The 26,327-nt window shown below is 45.0% G+C and carries 25 protein-coding genes; 18 read left to right on the top strand and 7 right to left on the bottom strand.

Annotated features, from left to right (window positions below; genetic code table 11):
• Positions 1-27 precede the first annotated feature (27 nt).
• The 3 genes from L4C42_RS02995 to rsmF all read left to right on the top strand — a co-directional run bounded on the left by L4C42_RS02995 (position 28) and on the right by rsmF (position 5,498).
• Positions 28-1,278: a PqiA/YebS family transporter subunit gene (locus L4C42_RS02995; RefSeq protein WP_418642280.1), complete on the top strand. Its 1,251-nt coding sequence runs from the start codon at positions 28-30 to the stop codon at positions 1,276-1,278.
• 8 nt (positions 1,279-1,286) lie between these two features.
• Positions 1,287-3,923, top strand: a complete 2,637-nt coding sequence (locus L4C42_RS02990; RefSeq protein ID WP_429759265.1) for an MlaD family protein — start codon at positions 1,287-1,289, stop codon at positions 3,921-3,923.
• Positions 3,924-4,076: 153 nt separating this feature from the next.
• Positions 4,077-5,498 carry a 16S rRNA (cytosine(1407)-C(5))-methyltransferase RsmF gene (gene rsmF, locus L4C42_RS02985; protein ID WP_429759263.1) on the top strand — a complete coding sequence of 474 codons (1,422 nt, stop codon included), beginning with the start codon at positions 4,077-4,079 and terminating at the stop codon, positions 5,496-5,498.
• A 304-nt stretch (positions 5,499-5,802) separates the two neighbouring features.
• Here rsmF and L4C42_RS02980 read toward each other — a convergent pair whose 3' ends face one another.
• Positions 5,803-6,642, bottom strand: coding sequence for a CvfB family protein (locus L4C42_RS02980; protein ID WP_353496148.1), 840 nt, complete (start codon positions 6,640-6,642; stop codon positions 5,803-5,805).
• Positions 6,643-6,755: 113 nt separating this feature from the next.
• Between L4C42_RS02980 and L4C42_RS02975 the strand changes: the two genes are divergently transcribed.
• Positions 6,756-8,105: a hypothetical protein gene (locus L4C42_RS02975; protein ID WP_353498691.1), complete on the top strand. Its 1,350-nt coding sequence runs from the start codon at positions 6,756-6,758 to the stop codon at positions 8,103-8,105.
• A 25-nt stretch (positions 8,106-8,130) separates the two neighbouring features.
• On the opposite strand, the gene L4C42_RS02970 is transcribed toward L4C42_RS02975, so the two are convergent.
• Entirely contained in the window at positions 8,131-8,610 is a 480-nt protein-coding gene (locus L4C42_RS02970) for a PaaI family thioesterase (protein ID WP_353496147.1), read from the bottom strand.
• Between the two features lie 177 nt (positions 8,611-8,787).
• The gene (locus L4C42_RS02965) at positions 8,788-9,687 is read right to left on the bottom strand and encodes a putative PEP-binding protein (RefSeq protein ID WP_353496146.1); all 900 of its coding nucleotides are present in this window, start codon (positions 9,685-9,687) and stop codon (positions 8,788-8,790) included.
• 260 nt (positions 9,688-9,947) lie between these two features.
• Here L4C42_RS02965 and L4C42_RS02960 point away from each other — a divergent pair, with 260 nt between their 5' ends.
• Both L4C42_RS02960 and L4C42_RS02955 read left to right on the top strand, forming a co-directional pair.
• Complete coding sequence (locus tag L4C42_RS02960) at positions 9,948-11,012, top strand: 3-deoxy-7-phosphoheptulonate synthase (protein WP_353496145.1); 1,065 nt, start codon at positions 9,948-9,950, stop codon at positions 11,010-11,012.
• A gap of 1 nt (position 11,013) precedes the next feature.
• Positions 11,014-11,496, top strand: a complete 483-nt coding sequence (locus tag L4C42_RS02955; RefSeq protein WP_353496144.1) for a YajQ family cyclic di-GMP-binding protein — start codon at positions 11,014-11,016, stop codon at positions 11,494-11,496.
• A 50-nt stretch (positions 11,497-11,546) separates the two neighbouring features.
• Here L4C42_RS02955 and L4C42_RS02950 read toward each other — a convergent pair whose 3' ends face one another.
• Positions 11,547-12,485: a siroheme synthase gene (locus L4C42_RS02950; protein WP_353496143.1), complete on the bottom strand. Its 939-nt coding sequence runs from the start codon at positions 12,483-12,485 to the stop codon at positions 11,547-11,549.
• 458 nt (positions 12,486-12,943) lie between these two features.
• On the opposite strand from L4C42_RS02950, the gene L4C42_RS02945 reads away from it, so the two are divergent.
• From L4C42_RS02945 to L4C42_RS02920, 6 genes are all read left to right on the top strand, one after another.
• The gene (locus L4C42_RS02945) at positions 12,944-13,972 is read left to right on the top strand and encodes an amino acid ABC transporter substrate-binding protein (protein ID WP_429759259.1); all 1,029 of its coding nucleotides are present in this window, start codon (positions 12,944-12,946) and stop codon (positions 13,970-13,972) included.
• Between the two features lie 68 nt (positions 13,973-14,040).
• Positions 14,041-15,243 carry an amino acid ABC transporter permease gene (locus L4C42_RS02940; protein ID WP_429759257.1) on the top strand — a complete coding sequence of 401 codons (1,203 nt, stop codon included), beginning with the start codon at positions 14,041-14,043 and terminating at the stop codon, positions 15,241-15,243.
• Position 15,244: 1 nt separating this feature from the next.
• Complete coding sequence (locus L4C42_RS02935) at positions 15,245-16,342, top strand: amino acid ABC transporter permease (protein WP_353496140.1); 1,098 nt, start codon at positions 15,245-15,247, stop codon at positions 16,340-16,342.
• Positions 16,343-16,363: 21 nt separating this feature from the next.
• Positions 16,364-17,113, top strand: a complete 750-nt coding sequence (locus tag L4C42_RS02930; protein WP_042498733.1) for an amino acid ABC transporter ATP-binding protein — start codon at positions 16,364-16,366, stop codon at positions 17,111-17,113.
• A 216-nt stretch (positions 17,114-17,329) separates the two neighbouring features.
• On the top strand, positions 17,330-17,992 hold the full coding sequence (locus tag L4C42_RS02925) for a Bax inhibitor-1/YccA family protein (protein ID WP_112461762.1): 663 nt from the start codon (positions 17,330-17,332) through the stop codon (positions 17,990-17,992).
• A 180-nt stretch (positions 17,993-18,172) separates the two neighbouring features.
• Positions 18,173-18,502 (top strand): TusE/DsrC/DsvC family sulfur relay protein, encoded by a 330-nt coding sequence (locus L4C42_RS02920; RefSeq protein ID WP_338164353.1) that lies wholly within the window; start codon positions 18,173-18,175, stop codon positions 18,500-18,502.
• A 36-nt stretch (positions 18,503-18,538) separates the two neighbouring features.
• On the opposite strand, the gene yccX is transcribed toward L4C42_RS02920, so the two are convergent.
• Entirely contained in the window at positions 18,539-18,814 is a 276-nt protein-coding gene (gene yccX, locus L4C42_RS02915) for an acylphosphatase (RefSeq protein ID WP_353496139.1), read from the bottom strand.
• A 149-nt stretch (positions 18,815-18,963) separates the two neighbouring features.
• Here yccX and L4C42_RS02910 point away from each other — a divergent pair, with 149 nt between their 5' ends.
• From L4C42_RS02910 to L4C42_RS02895, 4 genes are all read left to right on the top strand, one after another.
• Positions 18,964-20,154: a class I SAM-dependent methyltransferase gene (locus tag L4C42_RS02910; RefSeq protein ID WP_353496138.1), complete on the top strand. Its 1,191-nt coding sequence runs from the start codon at positions 18,964-18,966 to the stop codon at positions 20,152-20,154.
• A gap of 430 nt (positions 20,155-20,584) precedes the next feature.
• Positions 20,585-21,865 (top strand): TolC family outer membrane protein, encoded by a 1,281-nt coding sequence (locus tag L4C42_RS02905; RefSeq protein ID WP_353498690.1) that lies wholly within the window; start codon positions 20,585-20,587, stop codon positions 21,863-21,865.
• Between the two features lie 2 nt (positions 21,866-21,867).
• Positions 21,868-22,491, top strand: coding sequence for an OmpA family protein (locus L4C42_RS02900; protein WP_353496137.1), 624 nt, complete (start codon positions 21,868-21,870; stop codon positions 22,489-22,491).
• A 122-nt stretch (positions 22,492-22,613) separates the two neighbouring features.
• The gene (locus L4C42_RS02895) at positions 22,614-22,973 is read left to right on the top strand and encodes a DUF2750 domain-containing protein (protein WP_353496136.1); all 360 of its coding nucleotides are present in this window, start codon (positions 22,614-22,616) and stop codon (positions 22,971-22,973) included.
• Positions 22,974-23,036: 63 nt separating this feature from the next.
• Here L4C42_RS02895 and queC read toward each other — a convergent pair whose 3' ends face one another.
• Complete coding sequence (queC, locus tag L4C42_RS02890; protein WP_353496135.1) at positions 23,037-23,723, bottom strand: 7-cyano-7-deazaguanine synthase QueC; 687 nt, start codon at positions 23,721-23,723, stop codon at positions 23,037-23,039.
• A 20-nt stretch (positions 23,724-23,743) separates the two neighbouring features.
• Entirely contained in the window at positions 23,744-24,424 is a 681-nt protein-coding gene (queE, locus tag L4C42_RS02885) for a 7-carboxy-7-deazaguanine synthase QueE (RefSeq protein WP_353496134.1), read from the bottom strand.
• 149 nt (positions 24,425-24,573) lie between these two features.
• On the opposite strand from queE, the gene yidA reads away from it, so the two are divergent.
• Positions 24,574-25,377, top strand: coding sequence for a sugar-phosphatase (gene yidA / locus L4C42_RS02880; protein WP_353496133.1), 804 nt, complete (start codon positions 24,574-24,576; stop codon positions 25,375-25,377).
• A 53-nt stretch (positions 25,378-25,430) separates the two neighbouring features.
• On the top strand, positions 25,431-26,324 hold the full coding sequence (yegS, locus tag L4C42_RS02875; protein ID WP_353496132.1) for a lipid kinase YegS: 894 nt from the start codon (positions 25,431-25,433) through the stop codon (positions 26,322-26,324).
• The last annotated feature ends 3 nt before the right edge of the window (positions 26,325-26,327 follow it).

Below are 26,327 nucleotides of genomic sequence, written 5' to 3'. Positions count from 1 at the left end.
ATCACTAGAAGGACAAAACTAGTGGTGATGAAAAGCTGTGCCCACTCATCACCAGCTTCGCAAGTTAGACTCTGTGAGAACTGTGAACTACCTGTCGACACTATTCCTCTGGAACCTGGACAAACTGCTGATTGTCCTCGCTGCGGTACCACTGTGTATCGCAGCGAACACGCATCACTAAATGGCAATCTAGCGCTGGCTATTACCTGTCTGTTGCTGTTTATTCCCTCATACTACTTCGACTTTATTACTATTCGCTTGGTTGGAGTAAATATAGAGGGCACTTTAATGGAAGGCTTCCACGCTCTCGTTAAAGAAGGCTATCTGGGTCTAGCGCTACTCACCATGTTTTGTCACACCATTGCACCACTTGCGATGTGTTTTTCTATCCTAAGCGCCCACTTTTCACTGAGAAGACGCTGGTTTATGCCGCTGAAGTGGTCGCTATTCATTCTTGACCACAGTCGCCATTGGGTGATGTTGGATGTATTCCTCATTAGTGTGGCGATATCCTGTTTCAAGCTGCAAGACTATTCCGATATCTTCGTTGGCAATGCCCTCTATAGTTTAGTTATCTTGCAGGTCATTACTATTCTGATTATCAATCGTGTCAGCACTCGCCGCTATTGGGAGTTATGGCATCCGGAAAGTCGCTTGGCGATTACCGAAAAACGTATTCATTGTCATAGCTGCCACCTATCGCAGCAAGAAAACACAGCATGTATACGATGCGGTAGTGCGCTCCACCACCGTAAGCCCAATTCGATGCAGAAAACATGGGCACTACTTATCGCAGCAACCATTGCCATACTCCCCGCAAACTTGATCCCCATCTCGATTCTCATCACCAATGGTCAACTATTGGAAGATACGATCTTCTCTGGTGTGGCATCATTAATTAATAATGACATGCTGGGCATCGCCATCATTATATTCGTTGCCAGTATCGTGGTTCCCGTTGCTAAAATTGTGGGACTGGCATACCTCCTTATTTGTATTCAATTCAATATGGTCAAAAATCATCGTCATGCGCTGATGATTTACCGAGCCATCAAGTGGATTGGTAAATGGTCGATGACCGACTTGTTCGTCATCGCCATCATGTTAACGCTAGTGGATCGCGGACAAATCCTAAACTTCACTCCAGGTTTTGGCGCGGTTGCATTCGGAATTGTGGTGGTCTTAACTATGTTAGCCGCCGAATCTATTGACCCACGATTGTTATGGGATAAGCATGCATCCAAAATTCAATCTGAGTCAGACAACACTGTTGAGTAGTAGCATTAATGAGTAATGATAATCAGCCACAGCCCTCTTTTGCGCCAGAGATAAAGAAAACGCGAAGAATATCGCCGCTTTGGATCTTACCTATTTTGACCATTGCCTTAGCAGGCTGGCTTTTGGTAAAAGCAGTGCACGATGCCGGGCAGCGTGTTCAAATCTATTTCTCCGATGCACAAGGCTTGATCGCCGGACGAACCACCATTCGATACCAAGGCCTCGAAGTCGGGATGATCCGAGACATCAATCTATCTGAAGACCTCTCGAACATCTATGTTGATGCAGACATCTACCCAGAAGCCGCAAAACTGCTTGGCGAGAACACTAAGTTTTGGCTGGTAAAACCTTCTGCGTCTTTGTCAGGCATATCTGGTCTCGATGCTCTGGTCTCAGGTAACTACATTGCCATTCACCCGGCAACAGAATCAAGCAGCTCAAAATCCAAATTCATTGCTCTTGAGTCAGTGCCAACAGAGCTTGCGATCAACGATGGTCTTACCGTTACTCTGCGAGCCAAAGATCTAGGTGGCATCTCCGTTGGCTCAAAAATTGTCTACAAAAAAATACCTATTGGCGAAGTCTACAACTTCAAGCTTGATGATGATGCTGAAACGGTCATTATCAAAGCGTCTATTCAAGAAGAGTTTCGTCACATCATTACCAACAAGAGCCGCTTCTGGAACGTGAGCGGCATTGGAGCAAGTGTTGGCTTTCAGGGCGTCGACATTCGCTTAGAAAGCTTAGCCGCAATTTTGGCAGGTGCGATCGCGGTGGACTCTCCTGATGGAGGTGAGCCAGTTAAAGATGGTTCCGATTTTAGACTCTACAAAGACCTCAAAACGGCTGGCCGAGGCATTCCAGTAAAGATCACGCTACCAGACAACAGCAACCTCAAAGGTAATGGCTCTCCAATCATGTACCGCGGGCTTGAAATTGGCCGCATTAATAATTTGTCACTCAATGATGGACGTGATTCGATTATCGCTTCTGCATCAATCGAACCGGCGTTTAGCGATATGCTCAACCAAGGCACCCTCTTCTTACTCGAAGAAGCGAAAGTGTCCCTTACTGGTGTAGAAAACCTGTCTAACTTACTGACCGGCAATTTCCTGACGTTAGTCCCAGGTGAAGGTCCACAAACTCGCGACTTTATTGCCATTCAGCAAGAAGAGCTCGACCAAGTACAAGCAAAATCTATCTCGCTTCGCCTGCTTGCTGATAACTCTTACGGTTTAGAACCAGGAGTTAATGTTCTCTATCGTGGTATCCCTGTTGGCAACTTATCCAGTGTTGAGTTGGTAGATGATCAAGTGGCCATGGATATTGCGATTGATGTGGAATACAAGCATCTCATTCGTTCTCAAAACCGCTTTTTTGTATCGGGTAGCGCAACCGCTGAGCTAACAGAGGCAGGACTTAGCGTAACAGTCCCACCAGCGAAACAGCTACTGACTGGCTCCATTAGTTTTGTCAGCGAAGGACAAAAAACCGAACGTGCAGAGTTCCCACTATTTCAGACCAAAGCACTGGCAGAGCTCGCTAAGCACAATCAATCTGGCTCTATGACAATGAAGCTATTTGCAGCTGAATTGCCACCGATTAAAAAAGGTAGCCCACTGCTGTATCGCAATATGGAAGTCGGTAGTGTCGCTGATTATGAGCTGACCGATGGCGGCGTCTACATCAATGTGTCTATTGATAATAAATACAATCACCTTGTCACCAAACAAACGGTATTTTGGAATCGCTCTGGCGTTGAAGTAGAGGCTTCACTCTCTGGTATTAACGTTAAAGCGGCACCATTGAAAACTCTCATTGATGGTGGCATTGCCTTCGATAGCCTGCCGGGTATAGAAAACAAGACAGGTAAAAACTGGAAGCTCTATTCTGATTTTAACTCTGCGCGTAAATTCGGTCAGTCCATCACCCTATTTACTACTGCTAACGATCAGGCCATCAACAAAGGCATGGCGATTAAGTATCAAGGGGTAAAAGTGGGTGAAGTTATGCTTACTCTTCCTGACTTCGATCGCGATCGTGTTGAGATTGTTGCGCGTATCCTACCGGAGTACGTGAAGCAGCTAACCAATACTGGCGCCTACTATTGGATGGTTAAACCTGAAATTGGCCTCAATGGGGTAAAAAATCTTGGCGCCATTGTGTCGCAATACATTGCTGTTGAGCCGGGTAAAGGTGAACCAAGTAAGCAGTTTGATCTGCACGACTTTGCAAAAGTCGATAATGGCATTCAGTTCGTCTTACAAAGTGAGAACCGAGGCTCTATCAAGCCAGGAACCCCTATCCTCTATCGTGATATTGAAGTCGGCCGCGTAACCATGGTTGAACTGGGCCCATTTGCTGATCGTGTGGTATCTACTATCGAGATTGACCCTAACTACGCGTACCTGGTTCGTGCCAATAGTGTATTTTGGAATGCTTCTGGCCTAAACGTTCAATTTGGCTTGTCTGGTGCAAATATTAAAGCAGGAACGGTGGACAGTTTGCTTCGTGGGGGAATCACTTTCTCAACACCAGAGGGTAACCAACTACAACCACAAGCAAAAGCCGGACAAACCTTCTACCTAAATAAAGAAGGTGATGCCAGTTGGAAGCAATGGCGCACAGCCATTCCTGCGCCTTAGTTCAGAACACTATTTTACTCCTAACGTAGCCCGCATAGCGGGCTATTTTTTTACGTCCTATTTGCTAGAGCGTTTCTCATATCGCTGGTTTCATTCATACCCTGCTATGGTTATAATCCAGCGCAACTAAATACAGTATCAAAAGGCTTCATTTTGCATTCTAACGTCTATCTCCCAGAAGATTTTCTAAATCACGTCGACAGCTTCCTTCCAAAGCATTTATCGATGAGTGATTTCATTGACGCTTGTCGTAGACCACTTAGGAAAAGTATTCGAGTAAACACGCTCAAGACGACCATTGAAGCCTTTCAAAAAATCGCCGAGCAAAAAGAATGGCGCCTACACCCGATCCCTTGGTGCCAAGAAGGATTTTGGATTGAGGCCGACGAGTCTGTTGTACCACTAGGCAATACGGCTGAGCACATGGCCGGGCTGTTTTACATCCAAGAAGCTAGTTCAATGCTACCGCCTAGCGCCCTTTATTCAGACGCTACAGAGAAATTCGAGTCTGTATTAGATATGGCGGCGGCACCTGGCTCTAAAACCACGCAGTTAGCAGCGCTGATGAATAACCAAGGCGTTTTAGTGGCCAATGAATTCGCGGCTAGCCGCGTTAAAGTACTGCATGCCAATATTGAACGTTGTGGCGTGCGCAACGCCGCGCTGAGTAACTACGATGCTCGTGTATTTGGTGGTTGGCTTCCAGAGCAGTTCGACGCTATTTTGCTCGATGCGCCTTGTTCGGGTGAAGGCACGGTTCGAAAAGATCCGGACGCGATGAAAAACTGGAGCTTAGATTCTACTGCAGAGATTGCCGCTACACAGAAAGACCTCATTGAGAGTGCTTTCCATGCGCTAAAAGTCGGCGGTACACTGGTCTATTCAACCTGTGCACTTAGCCCAGAAGAAAATCAAAACGTGGCCGCGCATCTTCTTGAGACATTCGGAGACGCAGTTCAAGCCGAGAGCTTGATCAATCTATTTGAAGGCGCTGACAAGGCAGCAACTCTGGAAGGCTTCCTACACGTTTTCCCTCAGACCTTTGATAGCGAAGGCTTTTTCATTGCTAAGTTTACAAAACACGCTTCTGTCACTTCGCCAGATGTAAAGAAAAAGCTCGGGAAATTCCCTTTTAGTCAACTTACTAACAAGGAAATTAGTGACATTGTCACGCACTTAGATCAAGCATTTTCACTTTCTGTTCCAGAAAGCAGCGTGCTTTGGAAACGCGATAATGACATTTGGTTATTCCCAAAAGCATTAGAGCCAATGCTGGGCGAGTTTCGCTTTTCCCGTATGGGCATCAAAATCGCAGAGCAGCACAAGAAAGGCTACAAATGGCAACATCAAGTGGCCACAGCCCTAGCGACTGCCGACGCTGAAGCTGTGCCTCTGAGTATTGAAGATGCGAGAGAGTGGTTTATGGGGCGTGATGTGCGCCCAGAAGGACTAAGCGGTAAAGGCGAAGTGTTAGTTAGCTACAATGGTTTTATCATTGGTCTTGGTAAATGGGTGGGAAATCGAGTCAAAAATGGATTGCCTAGGGAATTAGTGCGCGACAAAAATCTGTTCTAAGCCAATTGGATAGCGGTTTTAGCTGGTTAAAACCGCTACCAGCATCGCTTTTTTACTGTTCTGTACTACACTTTAAAGGTTATCAAGACACAGGCAGAAAGAGTTTAATGTTTGACAGACTTGCCACAATGCAAGTTTGCAAAAGGCTTACAGGCTCATTGTTACAAGCAGTAGCGTTTGAAACATCGTCCATCTTTACAGTTAGCGTAGGCTCTCCATGAGCCATTCCCCTAGGCCCAAATCAGGATCAGTTTTGGGCCTCTTTTTGGTCTATTGACCTTGCAACAGCTACTAACGCAAAACTTTATTCAGCGTTAAGATAAATTCCGTCTTTTTCGATACGAATCTTACCTTGCTTGTACAGACCGCCAATGCTCTTCTTGAACGTACCTTTACTGGTTTTGAACGCAGCAAAGATCGCTTCTGGTGTTGACTTGTCGCTCAATGGCAAGAAGCCACCTTTCTTCTCAAGCAAGCTCAGAATTTTCTCACTCAAGTCATCCATTTTCGCCACACCAATTTTTTGAAGTGACAGATCGATTTTGCCATCTTCACGGATTTGCTTGATAAAGCCTTTAAGCTTCTTACCCACAAACAGTTTTCCGATGACATCAGATGGGAAAATCATTCCCCAATGCTCACCATTAACGATGGCCTTAAAGCCTAGTTCACTACGCTCTGCAATCAGAAGGTCAACCTGTTCGTTTTGCTTATAGCGTGCTGGCGTCTTATCCAATAATTTGTTGAACTTAGTGGTGCCAACAATGCGTCCCGATGCTTTGTCTGTATAAACGTAAACCAAGATAGTTTGTCCTTCTGACAAACGACCGCGCTGTTCACTAAACGGGATCAACAAATCTTTTTCTTTAATGCCCCAGCTTGCAAATGCACCGACACTGTTAATACCTTCAACTTTCATCAGACCCCATTCGCCCACTTGTGCAATAGGCGTATCCGTTGTTGCAACAACTTGGTTATCTGCATCAAAGTAGATAAACACATCGACCGTGTTACCGACAGCGATGTCCTCTGGAGCATGCTTTTTAGAAAGTAGAATAGAGCCGTAGTCCTCTCCATCCAAGAACCAGCCGAAGTCTGCTTCTTTAATTACTTCCAATTGGTTAATACGACCTATGTTAATCATGTTTATTATCTCTAATGGGGTTGTTGGCGCGATTATACCTAACTCCCTTTAAGATGCTAGTTTACCTTGGTTCTGATATGCTTAGCTCAATCTCAGCACATGGAGAGAGTTGGTTGATCACCGTAGACAAACAAGATGCTATTACGCTAAAAATTGCACATGTAATGGCCAACACGAAAAAGCTAGACTTGGATGTATTCTTATTCATTCCCAATGAGTTAGGAATGAAGTCTCATCTCATCTCTGAGTCTGATTTTTATCATGAATCTATTTCACAAAAACGCGCCTACTACAGTAACGAGACACTACTGCCACTCGTCCACTCAAGGCTGGCTAAACGCGGCCGCTTATCAAACACCCAGTATCGTGTGAGTTTGAGCTTGTTTGCTTACCAGTACGTCATCGCGTTGGATAAAGCGGTAGCAACACTGAAAGAAACCGCACAAGACGAAGTGACCGCGGATGAAGTCGACGAAGTTATTGAACTGGTGCTCGATATTCTAAAGAAGATGCGCCGCTCTGTTCCTTATGAAGAGCACCTAAAGCGCCACTACGCCAATATCGACAATTATCTCTCTTGGTATACAGGACAAAAGCTGCTTGAGTTGGTGGTGTATATTCCGAATAGCAAATCTTACACGCCTTTAAAAGATCGTTTGATTACCATTGTTGAGAAGGAACAAGCACATCGTAACTTAAACAACTACAACTCCGACAAAGTGAAGAACGACCCCACTCGCCTTGCCAATAAGATGCGTTTGTTACGTCGCCTGATCGAGCACCCTATCGTTCTGCAATCGAAATCCACCAGCATGGGAAATAACACTAAACGAATCATCAAAGGCTCCGCAACCGGGCTAGTGATGTTATTTGTTACCTCTGCGGTGATTTTGGCTCGGGACTATCTAGGGGAAATCACCGCCTCGTTTATTTTGGTGCTGTCGGTCATCTATGCCTTGAGAGAAGTGTTTAAGGACGATTTACGCGACATCATGTGGCGCTGGATACAACGCGGCAAACCAAAGTGGCGTCGCCGCTTTATTGACGCTACAACAAAAAAAGAGGTGGGCAAAAAGATTGAATGGCTAGATTACAGCACTTTCGAACAACTGCCAGACCGAATTAAGAGTATTCGCAAGAAACGTTCAGTACAAAGAGAAGAAGAGGTGCTGCACTATCGTTCACATACCGAAATGGCAACATCGCGTTTTACAAGCGGCTATGAGCAAACGCGAGAGATCTTAAACATTAACGTTCGAGCTCTGACCCGATTAATGGATAAATCCAATAACCGGATCTACAAATTACAAGAAGGTCAGGTCGTCAAAGAATCGTTAGAGAAACGCCACCTACTCAATCTAATTGTGAGAGAGAGCAACCAAGGCGAAGAAGCCGTTTACTATCGCTGGAAGATTGTTCTCAATCGTTCAAAAATCGTCGATATTGAACAGATACCCGTTTAACGCGGTTTCCTTGCGAAACATCGCTTTAAGAAGCCTTCGCCTTTAGAGACAACACTAAAGAGAATTCGGCCATAGGTTCGTCACCATGCAAACTTGGACAGGTGGCCACAATTCGAACCGGTTTATTGATTCGCTCGCCTGAGCGAATCGTTTCATCGAGCATCTCATCGATAAGCTTGCCGTCTTTACAGGTGAAAATCACATCGGCTTCAGGACGTCTAAGAAACTTGCCCTCCACTTCCTTAAACGCCAATGACACACGCTTACCACGCTGCTGAGCTTTACTCATCGCCATAAAACCGCCTGCAACGTCCGCCCCGACAGCTAGCACACCAAAATACATACTGTTTAAATGATTCTTAGTGCGACGTTTTAAGGGGATCAGCAACTCTACTTCGTCCTCATCGAGCTTCAGTAACTTAGGGCGACAAAGCCAAATTAGGGGCACCTTGAAGAAACCGAATGTATTGAGATAAAAGTTGGCTTTTTGCATCGCGCTAAACATGTTGAGATCCTTCCGAACAACTAGTCAGACCAGTAAGCCAAAATAATCATCAGTTGTCAAAAAAATGTTAACAAAACAAAAGCCAAGCGAGATAACTCTGTAATAAAAAACGGCTGACCCCATAGAACAAGGAGTCAGCCGCTGAAATATCCTGATAATTAGCCTGTTAAGGTGGCTCTACTCACTAACTGGAAAAACCGTTACCTTAGTTTCATCTTGCAGAAGTTCTGCTAACTGAGGCAAGTCTGACAAATTGTCGACTAAGAGACTCGCTGGTTTGTTAACTTGATGGCACGCGGCTATTGCTTGCTTGACTAAAGCCAACACCGCTTCGTTTTGCGGGTCGTACAGGTGAGCTAACTCATCATGCTGCAAATCAACACCGAGCGTCAGCTGAGTTAAGCTTTCTAGCTTAAGCACTAAGCCGTCAAAGTAATGCAGCAAGCGCTCAGATAGCAGAACCGCTGATGGCGTGTCACACGCAAACAATACTTTCAAGCCATTTAGACCGCGTGGTAGTCCACGTTCTGCCAAGCGATCGATGATCTTAGCTGCATCACTTAATGCACGTACGCAGGGTACAACTATAGACACGTCATGCCCCTGGCTTCGTAATGTTTTGATGACTTCGCACTCAAGGGCAAAACAGGCTTGATATGACTCAGAAGAAAAACGAGAAACACCACGTAAACCAAGCTGTGGGTTGATTTCGTCCGCTTCCACTTTACCGCCTAGTAACGCACTCATTTCGTAACTGGTCGCGTCATTGAGTTCAACGCAAATAGTAGAATGTTCAGTCGTAATTGAAGAAGTGATCGCATCAACAAGAGTGGAAACAAAGAAGTCTTCAGCGGTCTGCTCACCAAGCAGCGCTTGAATGGCTTCTGTTTCTACAGGGTCAAGTTCCGATTCAGCTGCGGAAAAACCCGGGTGAAAAAACACCTTCTCCATAATCAGCTCTGAAATGGATACATATAGAGAAGACGCTGGGGCTTGCTCCACAAAACTGGGCAACACATTGCCGACGTTGAGTCCCGATGGCGTGTTTCTTTGAGGCTGTTCTTTTTGGTAACTCATTGTTGCTCCATGCTCTAATTATTACTGCTTTTGGCAAAATACCGACTCACCACATAGAATACAAGGGATTCTGGCAATTTAATGACTAACCGACATTCGTTCAGTAACTTAACAGGAAAATCGCTCTGTTTTTAGGCAAACATAGCGTTAAAATTTAAGTGATCATGGAAATGATTGAGCTATAGCTATATTAGTGGTTTATTCTACTGGACAATTCCGTTATCTTAACCGCTTCATAATAATTTGCAGGCTGCACCATCATGCCATTAAAGACCGATGAACTAAGAACACAGGCATTAGGTCCAATGCCAACTCCATCAGAATTGAGCGCTAACCACCCAATTACTGATGACGTAGCAGAGCGCATTGCGCATTCTCGCCGTCAAATTGAAAATATTCTTACTGGAGACGATAACCGTCTTCTTTGCATTGTCGGCCCTTGTTCGGTACACGATACCGAAGCGGCTTTAGACTATGCTAAGCGCCTCAGCGCTATCCAAGATCAATACAAAGACGAACTGTTTATCGTAATGCGCACTTACTTTGAGAAGCCGCGCACCGTAGTCGGTTGGAAAGGTTTGATTACCGACCCTAACCTAGACGGTTCTTACGCACTTGAAGCGGGCCTTAACAAAGCACGTGGTTTACTTCTTGATATCAACAAACTCGGCCTTGCGACAGCAACTGAGTTTCTCGATATGATTACCGGCCAATACATTGCTGATCTTATCACGTGGGGCGCGATTGGTGCTCGTACTACAGAGTCACAAATCCACCGTGAAATGGCTTCTGCCCTTTCTTGCCCAGTTGGCTTCAAGAATGGCACAAATGGTAGTGTTAAAATTGCTATCGATGCGATTCGTGCATCGAAAGCTTCACACTACTTTTACTCGCCAGATAAACATGGTCGCATGACGGTATATCGCACCAGCGGCAACCCGTTTGGTCACATAATTCTACGTGGTGGTGATACAGGTCCAAACTTTGACGAAGCGTCTATCGATGCGGCGTGCGAACAACTGGCATCATTTGACTTGCCAGCACGACTTGTTGTCGACTTTAGCCACGCTAACTGTCAAAAACAGCACCGCAAACAGATCAATGTTGCTCAAGAAGTGGCGCGCCAAATTATTGCAGGCTCTCAAAAAGTGTCGGGCATTATGGCAGAGAGCTTTATCGAGGAAGGTAATCAAGGTATGGAAGATATCCATAACCTCACTTACGGCAAGTCCATCACCGACCCATGCTTGAGCTGGAGCGACACGGTTCATATGCTCGATATTCTTGCTGACGCCGTTAAACAACGCAACGAAAAGGAAAGTTAACATGCCATCTTTTGATATCGTTTCTGAAATCGATACCGTAGAGCTGCGCAACGCCGTAGACAATGCGAACCGTGAGATCTCTACTCGATTTGATTTTCGCAATGTTGAAGCAACATTCGCTTTAAATGATGAGACCGTCAAACTCTCTTGTGAGGGTGACTTTCAACTTAAGCAAATGCGTGACATTTTACGTGGCAACCTAACGAAACGTGGTGTTGATGTAAACGCAATGGAATCCCAAACTGCAGAACAATCTGGCAAGCTATGGAACCAGACCGTGTTGTTCAAACAAGGCATCGAGACTCCAATTGCGAAGAAAATCGTCAAGCTTGTTAAGGATTCAAAAATCAAAGTACAAGTGTCAATCCAGGGTGACAAAGTTCGAGTAACGGGTAAAAAACGCGACGACTTACAAGCTACTATGCAACTGGTTAAGAACGGCGAGCTTGGCCAACCGTTTCAGTTCAATAACTTCAGAGACTAAGTGAACTCTTTCCGCTTAATCTGTATAAAATAAAAGGGCGTATCGCCCTTTTATTTTACCTTCGCCAACTCAATCACTTCATCTCCTTCTTTTAGCAACTTATAAGAAGACGAGTGCGGCTCTACAAACACTACAATACGTTGTTTGTCCGCTTTTCTTGTCATAATGTCGGAAGAGACCTGAGTAACATCATCGAACGCAATTCGCTCTGCATCTCGCCTTACTAAGTCTACAAAGCCAAACGGACACTGCTTGTCATAAAATACAATTTCCGCTTCCTGCATAATTCGCATCGCTTTGATCGGTAGCAGTTCGGGATCTTCACCAAATTCAATCCAAGTGCAAGAATCAGTAAATTCGGCATCAGCGTGAATTAGCGATTGATAGGCTTTTTCAAGCTCTTGATTATCTTTACAGTTGATAACAAGCGGCTGCTTGAAAAATAGCTCCCAAAACTTTCTTCTCTCATCTACCGTCGCAAAATGGCGCTTGATATCACTTCGTTTACTGGCGGCAAAATCCGCTAACTGAGCAGTATTCATTGGTAAAACGGCTTCTAACTTTTCTCTTATACCTCGGATCAAGACCGGTGAAGAGCCACCACTGGAGATGGCAATTTGGACTCTTCCGCGGTTAATAATCGATGGTGTTATAAAGTCACAGTAAGGTGTGTCGTCCACTACATTGACTAAAATACCGGCATTTTTCGCATCTTTATGCACTCTATGATTCAGCTCAGGGTTGTCTGTCGTTGCCCATACTTGAACAAACTCATCCCGCATCAACTCTTGTTCATAAAAACGTGGGATCCAAACACACTTTCCACTCTCGCTCAGCTCCCTAAGATAAGGTTCAACTTTAGGTGAGACAACCGTAACACTAGCTCCGGCTCGAACAAGAGTTTCGACTTTTCGACAAGCGACTTCACCGCCCCCAACAACCAAGACGGGCCTTTCTAGTAAGTCCATAAACAGTGGAAAGTAACGCATAATTTTCCTTTTCTAAACGATATAACTATTCATTCATGATCACCAAAATGGTGCAAAATTGTCACCGAGATATTGATCACAAAACTATTTCCAACCAAATTTAATGCATTTTATAGATGAAAATACAAACAACTAACAAAATGGTATTTATTTTATTTTGTTTTAACGAAACTTTAACACACCACTCTCTAATTCACTTTTTTAGTGATTAGTTGCACTATTTACAAAGTCATCACACTTAGCCATTCTAACAATTGTTTGGCGTTGAGTGACTACTCAAAAAACCATTTAAATTAATAATTTGAGTATTCACAGTTCATTATCTACGCTTTAAACGGCTGTGACAACTTGCACCAATTCGGTTCAAAAACAACAGCCTCTACCGAAACACAACAATAATTAGCACATGGTATTCAGGCTGGACCTGACTTACACGGAAATAACAGGAAGGATACACAATGGCAAAGAAACTCACTCTTATTGCTTCTTTAGTGGCGGCTTCTGCTGCGATGATGAGTACTTCAGCAATGGCTGCAGACTCAACTCTGGACAAAGTCACTAAAGCTGGCGTTTTAACTTGTGGCGTTAGTACTGGTCTTCCAGGCTTCTCTAACCCTAACTCAAAAGGTGAGTGGGAAGGTATTGACGTAGAATACTGTCAAGCGTTAGCTGCAGCAGTACTGGGCGACAAATCCAAAGTTAAATACGTTCCATTAACAGCAAAAGAACGCTTTACAGCTCTCCAATCAGGTGAAATTGACGTTTTGTCTCGTAACACAACTTGGACTCTACACCGTGACTCAGCTTTAGGTCTGAACTTCGTTGGTGTTAACTACTACGATGGTCAGGGCTTTATGGTCAAAAAAGAACTTGGCCTAACAAGTGCTAAAGAACTGGATGGAGCATCTGTATGTGTTCAATCTGGTACAACAACGGAGCTTAACCTAGCCGATTACTTCCGTAACAACGGTATGGAGTATAAGCCAGTTGTATTCGATACGGCAGCACAAACTTCAAAAGGTTTCGACTCAGGTCGCTGTGACGTTCTTACCACAGACCAATCTGGTCTTTACGCGCTTCGTCTAAACCTTGCAGATCCAAGCTCAGCGGAAGTACTACCAGAAATCATCTCTAAAGAGCCTCTAGGCCCTGTAGTACGTCAAGGTGATGACCAGTGGTTCAACATCGCTAAGTGGACTTTAGCTGCAATGGTGAACGCTGAAGAATACGGCATTACTTCAAAGAATGCTGACGAAATGCTTAAATCTACCGATCCAAACATCAAGCGTATCCTTGGTGTAGACGGTCCTAAAGGTAAAGGTCTAGGCATTGCTGACGATTGGGGTTACCAAGTTATCAAACAAGTAGGTAACTACGGTGAAAGCTTTGAGCGTACAGTAGGTGAAGGCTCTCCTCTGCAAATCTCTCGTGGCGTAAACGCGCTATGGAATGCTGGCGGCTTCATGTACGCGCCACCAATTCGCTAATCGCGTTTTCATGCTCCAATAAGGGCGGTTTTACCGCCCTTTTTCAAAGGATTTGAGGTTAAAGCTGTATGAAACCTACTACGACTCAAGTCGCAGCGCAGGATAAACCTGCGAAAAGCGCAAATCTACTATACAACCCCACCTTTCGCTCCGTTGTATTCCAGGTCTTAGCCGTACTCGCTCTGGTATTTTTCTTCTACACCATCGTTACCAATGCACTGGATAACCTTGCTGCTCGTGGCATCGCTACAGGCTTTGATTTCTTAAGCCAAGAAGCAGGGTTTGGTATTGGTCTGACGCTGATTGAGTACGACGAAACGTTCTCTTACGGGCGCACCTTCTACGTGGGACTTTTAAACACGGCTCTGGTTTCTGTACTGGGCATTGTGTTTGCAACCATTCTCGGTTTTGTCATGGGTATCGCGAGATTGTCATCAAACTGGCTCGTTAGCCGTTTTGCTGCAGTCTATATCGAGATTTTCCGTAACATACCTCTTTTGCTGCAAATTTTCTTTTGGTATTTCGCGGTACTTCAAGCTCTGCCTTCTGCTCGTCAAAGTATGAGTTTAGGCGAAGCGATCTTCTTGAACGTTCGCGGTCTTTACTTCCCTGCCCCAGTATTTGGTGAAGGCAGTGGCGTTGTGATCGGAGCGTTTATTATTGGTATTGTTGCGACAATTATTATCAATATTTGGGCGAACAACCGCCAAAAGCTCACCGGTCAACAAACCCCTATGGGTCGAATTGCCCTTGGTCTTATCGTTGGTATTCCAACGGTTGTGTTTTTTATTATGGGTATGCCTATCACGGCTGAGTACCCAGTATTGAAAGGCTTCAACTTCCGCGGTGGTATTAGCATTATCCCAGAACTTGCAGCATTAACCTTGGCGCTGAGTATTTATACCGCCTCGTTTATCGCTGAAATTGTCCGTTCCGGTATTAATGCAGTTAACCATGGTCAAACTGAAGCTGCGATGTCACTTGGGCTGCCACGTTCAAGAACGCTTAAGCTTGTCGTTATCCCTCAAGCTATGCGTATCATCATTCCACCACTCACCAGCCAATATTTGAATCTGACGAAAAACTCGTCGCTTGCTATGGCAATCGGTTATCCCGATTTGGTTTCGGTATTCGCCGGTACCACGCTTAACCAGGTGGGTCAGGCTATCGAAGTTATTGCAATGACGATGGGTGTCTACCTAGCTCTAAGCTTGCTCACGTCTGCACTGATGAACGTTTACAACAAGAAAGTTGCTTTGGTGGAGAGATAATATGAGTCAGCATCAATTTCAACCCGATCTCCCGCCACCAGCAAACACTGTAGGTGTTGTAGGTTGGCTTCGTAAAAACTTATTTAATAGTCCAGCTAACTCAGTATTGACGGTCGTTTTAGGATACTTTGCTCTATCACTACTTTGGTATGTGTTCGACTGGGCAATTCTTAAAGCCGACTGGGTGGGCACAACGCGTGATGCTTGTTCTCGTGAAGGGGCATGTTGGGTATTTATTAGCGTGCGCTGGGAACAGTTCATGTATGGTTTCTATCCGCAGGCTGAACTGTGGAGGCCACGTCTATTTTACGCAACGTTAGCGATATTCGTTGCCCTACTCGCCTACGAACGCACACCTAAGCGCCTTTGGATTTGGTTGTTCTTTGTCAACATCTATCCATTCATTGCTGCTGCACTGCTTTATGGTGGCGTGTTTGGACTAGAAGTCGTTGATACGCACCGTTGGGGTGGTCTACTCGTTACGCTTATTATCGCTTTGGTGGGTATTATCGTATCGCTGCCAATTGGTGTTGCGCTGGCCTTGGGTCGCCGCTCTGAAATGCCAATTATTCGAAGCATATGTACAGTCTACATTGAGGTATGGCGTGGTGTACCGCTTATCACTGTGTTATTTATGGCATCGGTTATGCTACCACTCTTCTTTTCTGAAGGTGTAGAGACAGATAAGCTAATTCGTGCACTCATCGGTGTGGTAATGTTTAGTGCCGCCTACATGGCCGAGGTAATTCGTGGTGGTCTACAAGCGATTCCTAAAGGGCAATACGAAGCCGCAGATGCACTCGGGTTAAGTTATTGGAAAAAGATGGGACTGATTGTGCTGCCTCAAGCGCTGAAAATCACTATTCCATCGATCGTAAACACCTTTATTGGTCTCTTTAAAGATACCAGTCTGGTACTCATCATCGGCATGTTCGATGTACTTGGTATCGGACAAGCTGCGAACACCGACCCTGAGTGGTTAGGTTTTGCTACGGAAAGTTATGTATTTGTCGCGTTAGTGTTCTGGGTGTTCTGTTTTGGCATGTCGAGATACTCGATATGGCTTGAGAACAAACTGCATACCGGTCACAAACGATAAACGGAAATTCGAGGACGTATTATGACGCAACAAGAAGACTACATGATCCAACTAAAGGACATGAATAAGTGGTACGGCGAGTTTCACGTACTAAAAAACATCAATTTAGACGTTAAAAAAGGCGAAAAAATCGTTATCTGTGGCCCATCTGGCTCAGGTAAATCAACTATGATTCGCTGTATCAACCGTCTAGAAGAGCACCAAGCTGGTCACATTTACGTTTCTGGCACTGAGCTCACTGAAGATCTGAAAAACATTGAAGCAGTTCGTCGCGAAGTAGGTATGTGTTTTCAACACTTTAACCTCTTCCCTCACCTAACAGTGCTAGAGAACTGTACTTTAGCTCCAATTTGGGTGAAAAAAATGCCTAAAGAGGAAGCTGAAGCGATTGCAATGAAGTATCTTGAGCGCGTTAAGATCCCAGATCAAGCGGACAAGTATCCGGGTCAGCTTTCAGGTGGCCAGCAGCAACGTGTGGCTATCGCACGTTCTCTATGCATGAACCCTCAGGTAATGCTGTTTGATGAACCCACTTCTGCACTCGACCCAGAAATGGTTCGTGAAGTACTGGATGTAATGGTGGAATTGGCAGAAGAAGGCATGACTATGTTGTGTGTAACGCATGAGATGGGCTTTGCGAAAGAAGTCGCGGATCGCGTTATCTTTATGGATGCTGGGGAAATTATCGAAGAAAACAACCCCGTTGATTTCTTTGAAAACCCTCAATCAGATCGCACGCAGAACTTCCTTAGTCAGATTCTGCACCACTAATCAGCACCAATGTAAAAAAGGCGACCAATGTGTCGCCTTTTTCTTTGTAGGTTATTGATGTACACTGGAAATATTGTGTTACATCTTATTATATCCTTAAGCAGTTATTTTTATTATGATTTTGTTCACTGACTTTTGCTGCGGGACTTGATCTTTTGAACAATCAACCCCATAAATAGTCATATAAACATAAGTCAATCATCTATGAGGAAGATTATGAACGATCCTATGGTATCTCGCAGTTCTGCTCAAGCGAGTGTACTGCAAACAAACAAAGTATTGCGAAATACTTACGCGCTGCTCTCTATGACGCTACTTTGGTCTGCGGTCGTTGCAGCATTCTCTATGGCAATGAACCTACCTCGTCCAGGTCTAATCCTAATGTTGGTTGGTTTCTACGGTCTACTATTCTTGACTGAGAAGAACCGTAACAACAGCATGGGTCTAGTATTCACGTTCTTGTTCACTGGTTTCCTCGGTTATACGACAGGCCCTATCCTAAATGCCTACGTTGGCGCTGGTATGGGTGATGTTATCGTTACAGCACTGGGTGGTACTGCTCTAGCGTTCTTAGGCGCTTCTGCTTACGCACTAACGACTAAGCGTGATTTGTCGTTCCTAGGCGGTGTACTAATGGCTGGTTTTGTTGTTCTTCTGATCGGTATGGTCGCGAACATCTTCCTACAAATGCCAATGATTCACCTAGCAATGAGCGGCATGTTTGTTCTGTTCTCTACTGGCGTAATTTTGCTGACAACTCAGCAAATCGTACGTGGTGGTGAAACAAACTACATCTCTGCAACGGTTAGCTTGTATGTATCTATCTACAACCTATTTATCAGCCTATTGTCTATCCTGGGCATTATGAACAACGATTAATCCTAGTTCGTAAGTTACATAGATTGTATGAAGCCCGAGACAATGTCTCGGGCTTTTTGTTTGCCTATGAACGCTAGAAAATCAAAACGGAATAGAAAACCTAAACATCACACAGCACTTGATAAACAAGATAAACCTAAGCTAACCTTGCGTCGATGATCCTCAACTAGATTGCAAATCATGTTTGAATACAACGGAAAAACCATCGATACCGATGCAGAAGGCTACCTACTCAATCATCAAGATTGGGAGCAAGGTATGATCACTATTTTGGCAGAGCAAGAAGGCATTGAAGTGACAGACGCTCACTTAGAAGTGGTTCTATTTGTTCGCGAGTTCTATGAAGAGTTTAATACCTCTCCAGCAGTAAGAATGTTGGTCAAAGCCATGGAAAAAGCACATGGCCCGGAAAAAGGTAACAGTAAATACCTATTTAAACTGTTCAAGAAAGGCCCAGCAAAACAAGCAACCAAACTTGCCGGCCTTCCTAAACCGGCAAAATGCTTGTAATCAAGCCTTCTATTTAATGACATAGCAGCGCTATGACTACATGATGACAAAGCCAGTGTAGGTTTTTGTTTGCTCACAAGGCTCTCTGGTTACCGAGTCTACGCTCGCCGTCCTAGGGCCTTTTAACAGCCACTCACACAGCGCCTCAACCTTCGATTCGTCTCCGCAAGCCACCACCTCTACCGAACCATCGTGGAGATTTTTAGCATAACCGGTTAGCCCTAGTTTTAATCCTTCATGGCAGGTGTGATAACGAAAACCGACACCTTGAACCATGCCGGTGACAATCAACTTCTGACAATACTGCGTCATAATTACTCTCCTAGATCCATCGCGTGCTATGCTGATTTTAGTTCAGAATGAGGTATTGACGTTTTAACTCATCAAGCCAATTTGCATTTATTTGAAACTTCACACAAAATACCCCACCTTTTCTTCGTTTCAACATCGTAAGGCATACCATGGCATCAGCTATCCACCTTGTAAAAGGCCGTGAAAAATCACTCCGACGCAAACACCCTTGGGTTTTCTCCAGAGGCATCTCTAGTGTCGATGGCACTCCAGAACTTGGCGAGACAGTTGACGTGTATGCGCACAACGGTGAGTGGTTGGCAAAAGCCGCCTACTCTCCAAACTCTCAAATTCGTGCGCGTGTATGGAGCTTCACCAAGCAAAACATCGATGTGGACTTCTTCATTGAGCGTATCCAGCAAGCACAATTGCTGCGCGAAGACATCATTGAGCGTGACGGTCTTACAGGCTATCGCTTAATTGCCGCTGAATCTGATGGTTTGCCAGGTGTAACCATTGACCGTTATGGCGACTTTCTCGTTTGCCAATTACTCAGTGCTGGTGCAGAACACCAGAAAGAAACTCTCGTTAAAGCGTTGAACCACTGCTTCCCGAATTGCTCTATCTATGAGCGCTCTGATGTATCGGTGAGAAAGAAAGAAGGCTTGGAAGAGCGCACTGGCGTACTATTTGGTCAATCACCAGATGAACCGGTTGTTATTGAAGAGAACGGCGTGAAAATTAGTGTCGACATCATCAACGGTCATAAAACTGGCTTCTATCTTGACCAACGTGACAGTCGCTTTCAAACACAGAAGTATGTGAAGAACAAAGAAGTACTCAACTGCTTTAGCTACACAGGTGGATTCGGCCTTTACGCACTTAAAGGTGGCGCTAAACGAGTTATCAACGCCGATGTATCTCAATTGGCACTGGATACAGCAAAACACAACGCTGAACTCAATGGCTTTACTGAAAAGAAAAAAGCCGTATTCCTAAATGCTGATGTGTTCAAACTATTGCGCGAGTATCGTGACCAAGGCACCAAGTTTGATGTTGTCATTATGGATCCGCCAAAGTTTGCCGAGTCAAAAGCGCAGCTCAATGGTGCTTGCCGCGGTTACAAAGACATTAACATGCTCGCGATGCAAATCCTTAAACCTGGCGGAACATTACTCACCTATTCTTGCTCAGGCCTTATGGATGGTAATCTGTTCCAAAAAATCATTGCTGATGCAGCACTAGATGCAAATCGCTCAGTGAAGTTTGTTGAACGCTTTGAGCAAGCAGCAGATCACCCAATCGACACCGCTTATCCAGAAGGTTTCTACCTTAAGGGCTTCGCTTGTAAAGTGCTATAGCAGCCAAACGCTAGATTCAACTCTATTTCTCTCCCAGCCAACCTAACTTAGGTTGGCTTTTTTGTTTCTGCTGTCTCAAAAACAAGAAACCTTTTCATTGTTTTAATTGCATTAGCCAATTTCTTTACTATTTTCAATAATATGTACGGGTAGATCACTGTTGATGCGATGAAATAGGCGCCAGTCTTACATTAGATACATAATCTAGACAAATCGACATTGAAAAGCACCTAGCTCTCGCTATAGTTAGTACTACAGTGGGTAACATTTTGACTTGGCTGAATTTATTCCCAAACTACTGAGTGAAGCAAAGATGCGAACACTTCCAAACATACTTGAGCTCGATGAATTCATGCTAAAGCTCCTCACAGGCAAAGGATCAAGGAGAAAGACTTTGAATAAGCTTACCACGACCGCAGCAGCTTGTTTTATGGCTCTTAGCCTCCCTGTTAGTAGCCAAACTCTTGAGCAGGCCGTTGCTTACACGCTCAAAACCAACCCAGATATTAAAGCTGCGTACAATGAGTATGTCAGTAAGCGATACGATGCAGATGCCGCGGTTGGTGCCTACCGTCCAAAAGTCGATTTAGACGGTGGTATTGGTTACGAGAAAACAGATTTTGACAGAGAAAACTCCATCCCTCGAAACGAAAGTCTCACAAGAAAGGAAGTTGGAATCTCTCTTACTCAGCTCATCTGGGACGGTAACGAAACACTAAACGACATTGACCGTACTGCGGCAGAAGCCGAATCAGTACGCTATCAACTCCTCGCTGATGCCTCAGATATCGCGTTAGAAGTCGCTCAAATCTATTTGGATTCAACCAAAGCTTACGAAGTGCTTGCACTGTCTGAAGCGAATTTGGACGTTCACAAAAAGATTTACTCAGATATTAAGAAGCGCGTTGATTCCGGTATTGGTTCTACGGCTGATCTATCTCAGGTTGAAGCTCGTATCGCGAAGGCTCACGGTAATCTGCTAGCCGCTCAAAACAACCTTTTTGATACTCACACTCAGTTTAAACGCCTTGTAGGACAAGCGCCTCTGGGGCTTAAATACCCAAGAGCCGATGAGGTAGCTATTCCACTTTCAGTCGAAAATGCTCTAAAAACGGCAATGGAGAGACACCCTGTTATCAAGATTTCTCAGGTAGATGTAGACTCAGCGCGTTTCCAATACCAACAAACCAAAGGGGTTAACTACCCTACTTTCTATATCGATGCTGGCCACAACTGGCGCGATGATGCTGGCGGCAACATAGGTACCGATAACGAAACCCGAGCCATGCTGCGTATGCGCTACAACTTGTATAACGGTGGTTCGGATTCAGACCGCAGTGAATCGGCAGCATACCAGCTTAACAAGGCAAAAGACTTCAGAGACAGAACCTATCGTATGGTTGAAGAAGGACTGCGACTGTCTTGGACGGGACTCGAGTTTACCGTTCAGCAACGTGAATTTTTATCCGACCACGTGGATTCAGCATCTGACACCGTGGTTGCCTATCAAAAGCAATACAAGATCGGTAAGCGTACTCTACTTGATGTGCTGAACACCGAGAACGAGTTATTTGAAGCTCGAAAAGGCTATTTAGATGCCAAATACGCTGAGCAATTCGCGCGCTACCGAGTCATGAACGCAACAGGTGCCCTGCTTGATGCGCTGCGCGTCGATACGCCGTCGGAATGGAATGAGAAAGTGGAGTATTAATCATGAAACTACAGAGAAAACTGCTCATCTGTGGGCTAATGGTATTGCCACTTACCGCTGTGGCCTCCAACGAAGAAAACGATAAGTACGAATATATTCCAACACCAGTTGCAGATCAGAAAGCAGATTTAATTGATGACGACGGAGACGGCGTTATCAATGCAAGAGATCTATGTATCACTACGCCGCAGGGCGCAGCACTCGATAACGACGGCTGTGAAGAGTACATCGACGTTTCAAACACACTGGCATTGCGTATCTTGTTTGATAACAACTCAACCTACATCAAGCCGGTGTTCCAAGATCAAATCAGTGAGATGGCGGACTTCCTAAAAGAGTACCCAGAAACCAGCATTGAAATTCAAGGTTTCGCGAGTATCGTCGGCAATACTGACAAGAATATGCTGCTTTCACAAAACCGCGCCGATGTCGTAAGGCAGGCCATAATAAGCAATGGTATCGACCCAAGCAGACTCACTATCGTTGGTTTTGGCGATACGCAACCTGAAGAATTAGGCGACAGTGAATTTGCTCATGCAATGAATCGTAAAGTCGTCGCTTCAGTGGTCGGCTACAAGGGTGAGGTCAAAATTGAATGGACGATATTCACCAAAATCGGCAAGTAGCCTAGTTCTCCATCAATCAGACATAAAGCGCTCTTCTAGAGCGCTTTTTTATTGCCAATTCATTTAGATATTAATGATCTCATGCTAGTCTTGTAAGCAGTTCTTACTATGAGTAGATAACAATGAGCAAATTAACGTCTGATATCGAACAAAACCTAAAGCTGTTTATTGAAGAAACAAGCAAAACCCAACTTGTATGGGGTCTTCGCAACGAAGATGGTTGGTTGGCGTGTGATTCGACCGAGTTCGAAAACAGTGAAGTAATGCCTTTCTGGTCGTCAGAGGAAGACGCAAAAACTCACAACGTTGAAGAGTGGGCGGATTTTGAAGTACTGCACATCCCCCTTGATATCTTCGTTGAAGATTGGCTACTGACATTGGACGAAGACGGCGTATTGATCGGCACGAACTGGAACGCTCAGCTAGACGGTAAGGAAATGGAGCCTTCAGAGGTTGCTAAGCTATATCTAAAACTTAACTAATCAGTCCACTGTCGTTTTGAATAAACGTAGTAGATAATAAAGAGGCGCATCATGCGCCTCTTTTTAGTTTGATTTCTCTTTAAGTGATTGCATCACCGCTTGCTGATTATCGAGATAATGGTTTAGGCCATTTGCTCGCAGCTCACATGATGGGCAATCACCACAACCATCACCAACGATGCCGTTATAACAGGTCAGCGTCTCGTTACGAACAAGCTCTAGCGCATCATATTTGTCTGCCAGTGCCCATGTTTCGGCTTTATCTAGCCACATTAGTGGTGTAACGATATCCAGCTCTCTATCCATACCCTGCACCAAAGCACTGTTCATTGCCTTAATAAAGTCATTGCGACAATCTGGGTAGCCAGAGAAGTCGGTTTCACACACACCCGTGATAACCGCTGAAGCGCCAATTTGATAAGCGTAAATACCAGCTAAGGTTAGAAAAAGAATATTACGACCCGGAACAAACGAGTTTGGTAAGCCATTTTCTTGCAGTTCATGAGAGACAGGAATGTCATCACGTGTCAGTGAGCTGATGGCCAGTTCATTGAGAAGACCTACATCCATCACTTTGTGTGCTTTTACGCCAAGCTTTTCTGTCAAAGCTTGTGCGACTTCGATTTCTAGCTTGTGTCTCTGACCGTAATCAAACGTGATTGCGTGTACTTCATCATACTCTTTTAATGCTTGCACCAAACACGTGGTCGAGTCTTGGCCACCACTAAAAACTACTACTGCCTTCTTCATTACCGTCTCCATATTTGGTGTTATGCAATATTTAAGTATTTATGCGTTTGTACCGACAAACGCCAGTTACGCGCGATACACGTGCTCATACAAAGCTCTGTCGCGCGTGGCTTTTGGCTAATTGGCTGCAGCGCAATCACCACATCCGGTTTTAACGCCACACCGTCAAGCAACGCATCAAGCTGTTCAATGTTGTTATCCGTCGCCACAGGATGTTTAATTTCATTCGCTCGCTCTAGCGCTGAGGTAAGCACTTCGCGTTTGCCTTTCATGGCGATCTTAGGTGACACTGTCACCCAGGTATTCTCAGTGACTCTCACTTCTGACGTGCCGCTGGTTTCGATTTGGCAACGAGCATCGATAGCCTCAAACGCCTCACAAAGGGGCGTTAAGTCATATTCGCAAGGCTCACCACCAGTAATGACAATATGCTTCGCTGTAAAGCCCTGGGCTTGATACATAGCAACGACCTCATCTGCGCTGACATCACTCCAAGTAGGGCTATCACCTTGCTTAGTGATGATTTCGCCGAACGCGCGCTCATCTTCTTGCTTTGCTTCCCAGGTCTGCTTGGTATCACACCACGCACAACCCACATTACAGATCTGTAGACGAATGAATACCGCAGGAACGCCAGTGAACACGCCCTCTCCTTGAATGGTTTCAAACATCTCATTGATCTTGAATTGTTTACCGCTCATTAAATTTTGCCATTTATGTAAGATGAGCAGACCTTAAAGGATGCGCGCTAGAAATTCAACATTAACCGGACGACAAAATCACTGGCAGTCTGCGGCTAATTTCCCTATTCTGATGCGGTTTTGTTTTATTTCTTTTTTAGGTAAGTCACGTGTACAAACTCATCGCTATCGATATGGATGGAACCCTACTCACATCCGACAAAAACATCACCCCTCGTACCAAACAAGCCATCGCTGCTGCTAAAGCCAAAGGCGTTACGGTCGTTCTTGCTTCTGGCCGACCACTTAACGGTATGAAGGATGCACTTGTAGAATTAGGTTTAACAGAGCAAGACGACTTTGTTATTCACTTTAACGGCACCTACGTTGAAAAGGTCAAAAGTGGTGAAAAGCTTCACGAGCAGCCACTAACAGGCAAAGATGCTAAGCGTATTGCACGTCTTGCAAACGAACTAGGGCTACACTGTCACGCGTTCAGCACGCAGATCGGATTGATTACCACAGAAGCTAACCCATACACCGACCACGAAGCAGAAATCAATAAGCTCGACTTCACTGTTTATGACTTTGAACGCTTAGAAGATGACCATGAAATCATCAAAGCGATGATTGTTGGCGAGCCGAGCAAACTCACTAAAGGCATTGCCAAGATTGACGCGTCGTATCACGATGATTACACCATCGTTCAAAGCGCCCCATTCTTCTTAGAGTTCTTAAACCCACTCAGCAACAAAGGTGAAGGGGTTAAAGTCGTTGCCGATCACCTGGGCATTCCTTATGAGCAAACGATGTGCTTTGGTGATGCCGAAAACGACCATCACATGATCAAGTTTGCTGGTAAAGGTGTCGCGATGGCGAATGCGATGGAAGCGACCAAAGCGATTGCCGATTACATCACAGACAGCAATGATGATGACGGCGTAGCAAAAGCGATTGAGAAATTTGTGCTATAGTTTTTCGTAATATCGCTGCACTCAGTGCTAACTCGCTGTTTTAAGGAAAGAACATGACCATCCGCCTACTACTAAACGGTAAAAAAGCTGCTCAAGAAGACATTCGAGAAGCCGTCTATCAACTTCGAGAACAAGGGCACCAACTTGAGGTTCGCGTGACGTGGGAAGGCGGAGATATTGAAAGGTTAGTACAAGAAGCCGGTGCTAATGGTGTCACACGCCTCATCGCAGGCGGTGGTGACGGCACCATCAATGAAGTGGTCGATGCCCTGCTCAAACAAAAACTTTCTCACATCGAGTTAGCTGTCCTACCACTCGGTACGGCTAATGACTTTGCTACAGCCTGCGAAATTCCAACTCTCTCCCCTTATGATGCTCTGCATTTAGCACTGACCGGCCAAGCCACGTTTATCGACGCGGCATCGGCTAATGAAAGACACTTTATCAATATCGCCACGGCCGGATTTGGCGCTCAAGTCACCGCTAATACACCCGTAGCTTTGAAGAACTTCTTAGGTGGCGGTGCTTATACCCTTGCAGGCCTTGTTCAAGCGATTAATTTTCAACCTTTTAGCGGCAGAGTATTGTATGACGGCAAGGAAGTAGACAGTCATGTTGTCGTCGGCGCTGTATGCAACGGCAGAATGGCTGGCGGCGGTCAACCTTTGTCACCCAACGCTATGCTCAATGATGGGCTGCTTGACGTAGTGTCATTGGAAGAGTTTACGCCAGGCGATATTCCCGCAGTGGTCGATGAGCTGCTCCAACAACCCGAGTTTAGTGGCACGTTTGTAAAGCGAAACCAAGTGAAAACATTGGAGTGGATTTCTGATTCAGTGATGCCAGTAAATCTCGATGGCGAACCGCTAACATCAAAGCACATCAAGTTCAGTGTCCTGCCAAACGCCATCAAGCTAGTGCTTCCGGCTCACAGCCCTGTCGTTTAACCT

The organism is Vibrio wakamikoensis, from assembly GCF_050337275.1.
GTDB classification, from domain to species: domain Bacteria; phylum Pseudomonadota; class Gammaproteobacteria; order Enterobacterales; family Vibrionaceae; genus Vibrio; species Vibrio chaetopteri.
Note: the sequence above shows the minus strand (reverse complement) of the source record. Positions and strands in the feature narration are given on the sequence as shown.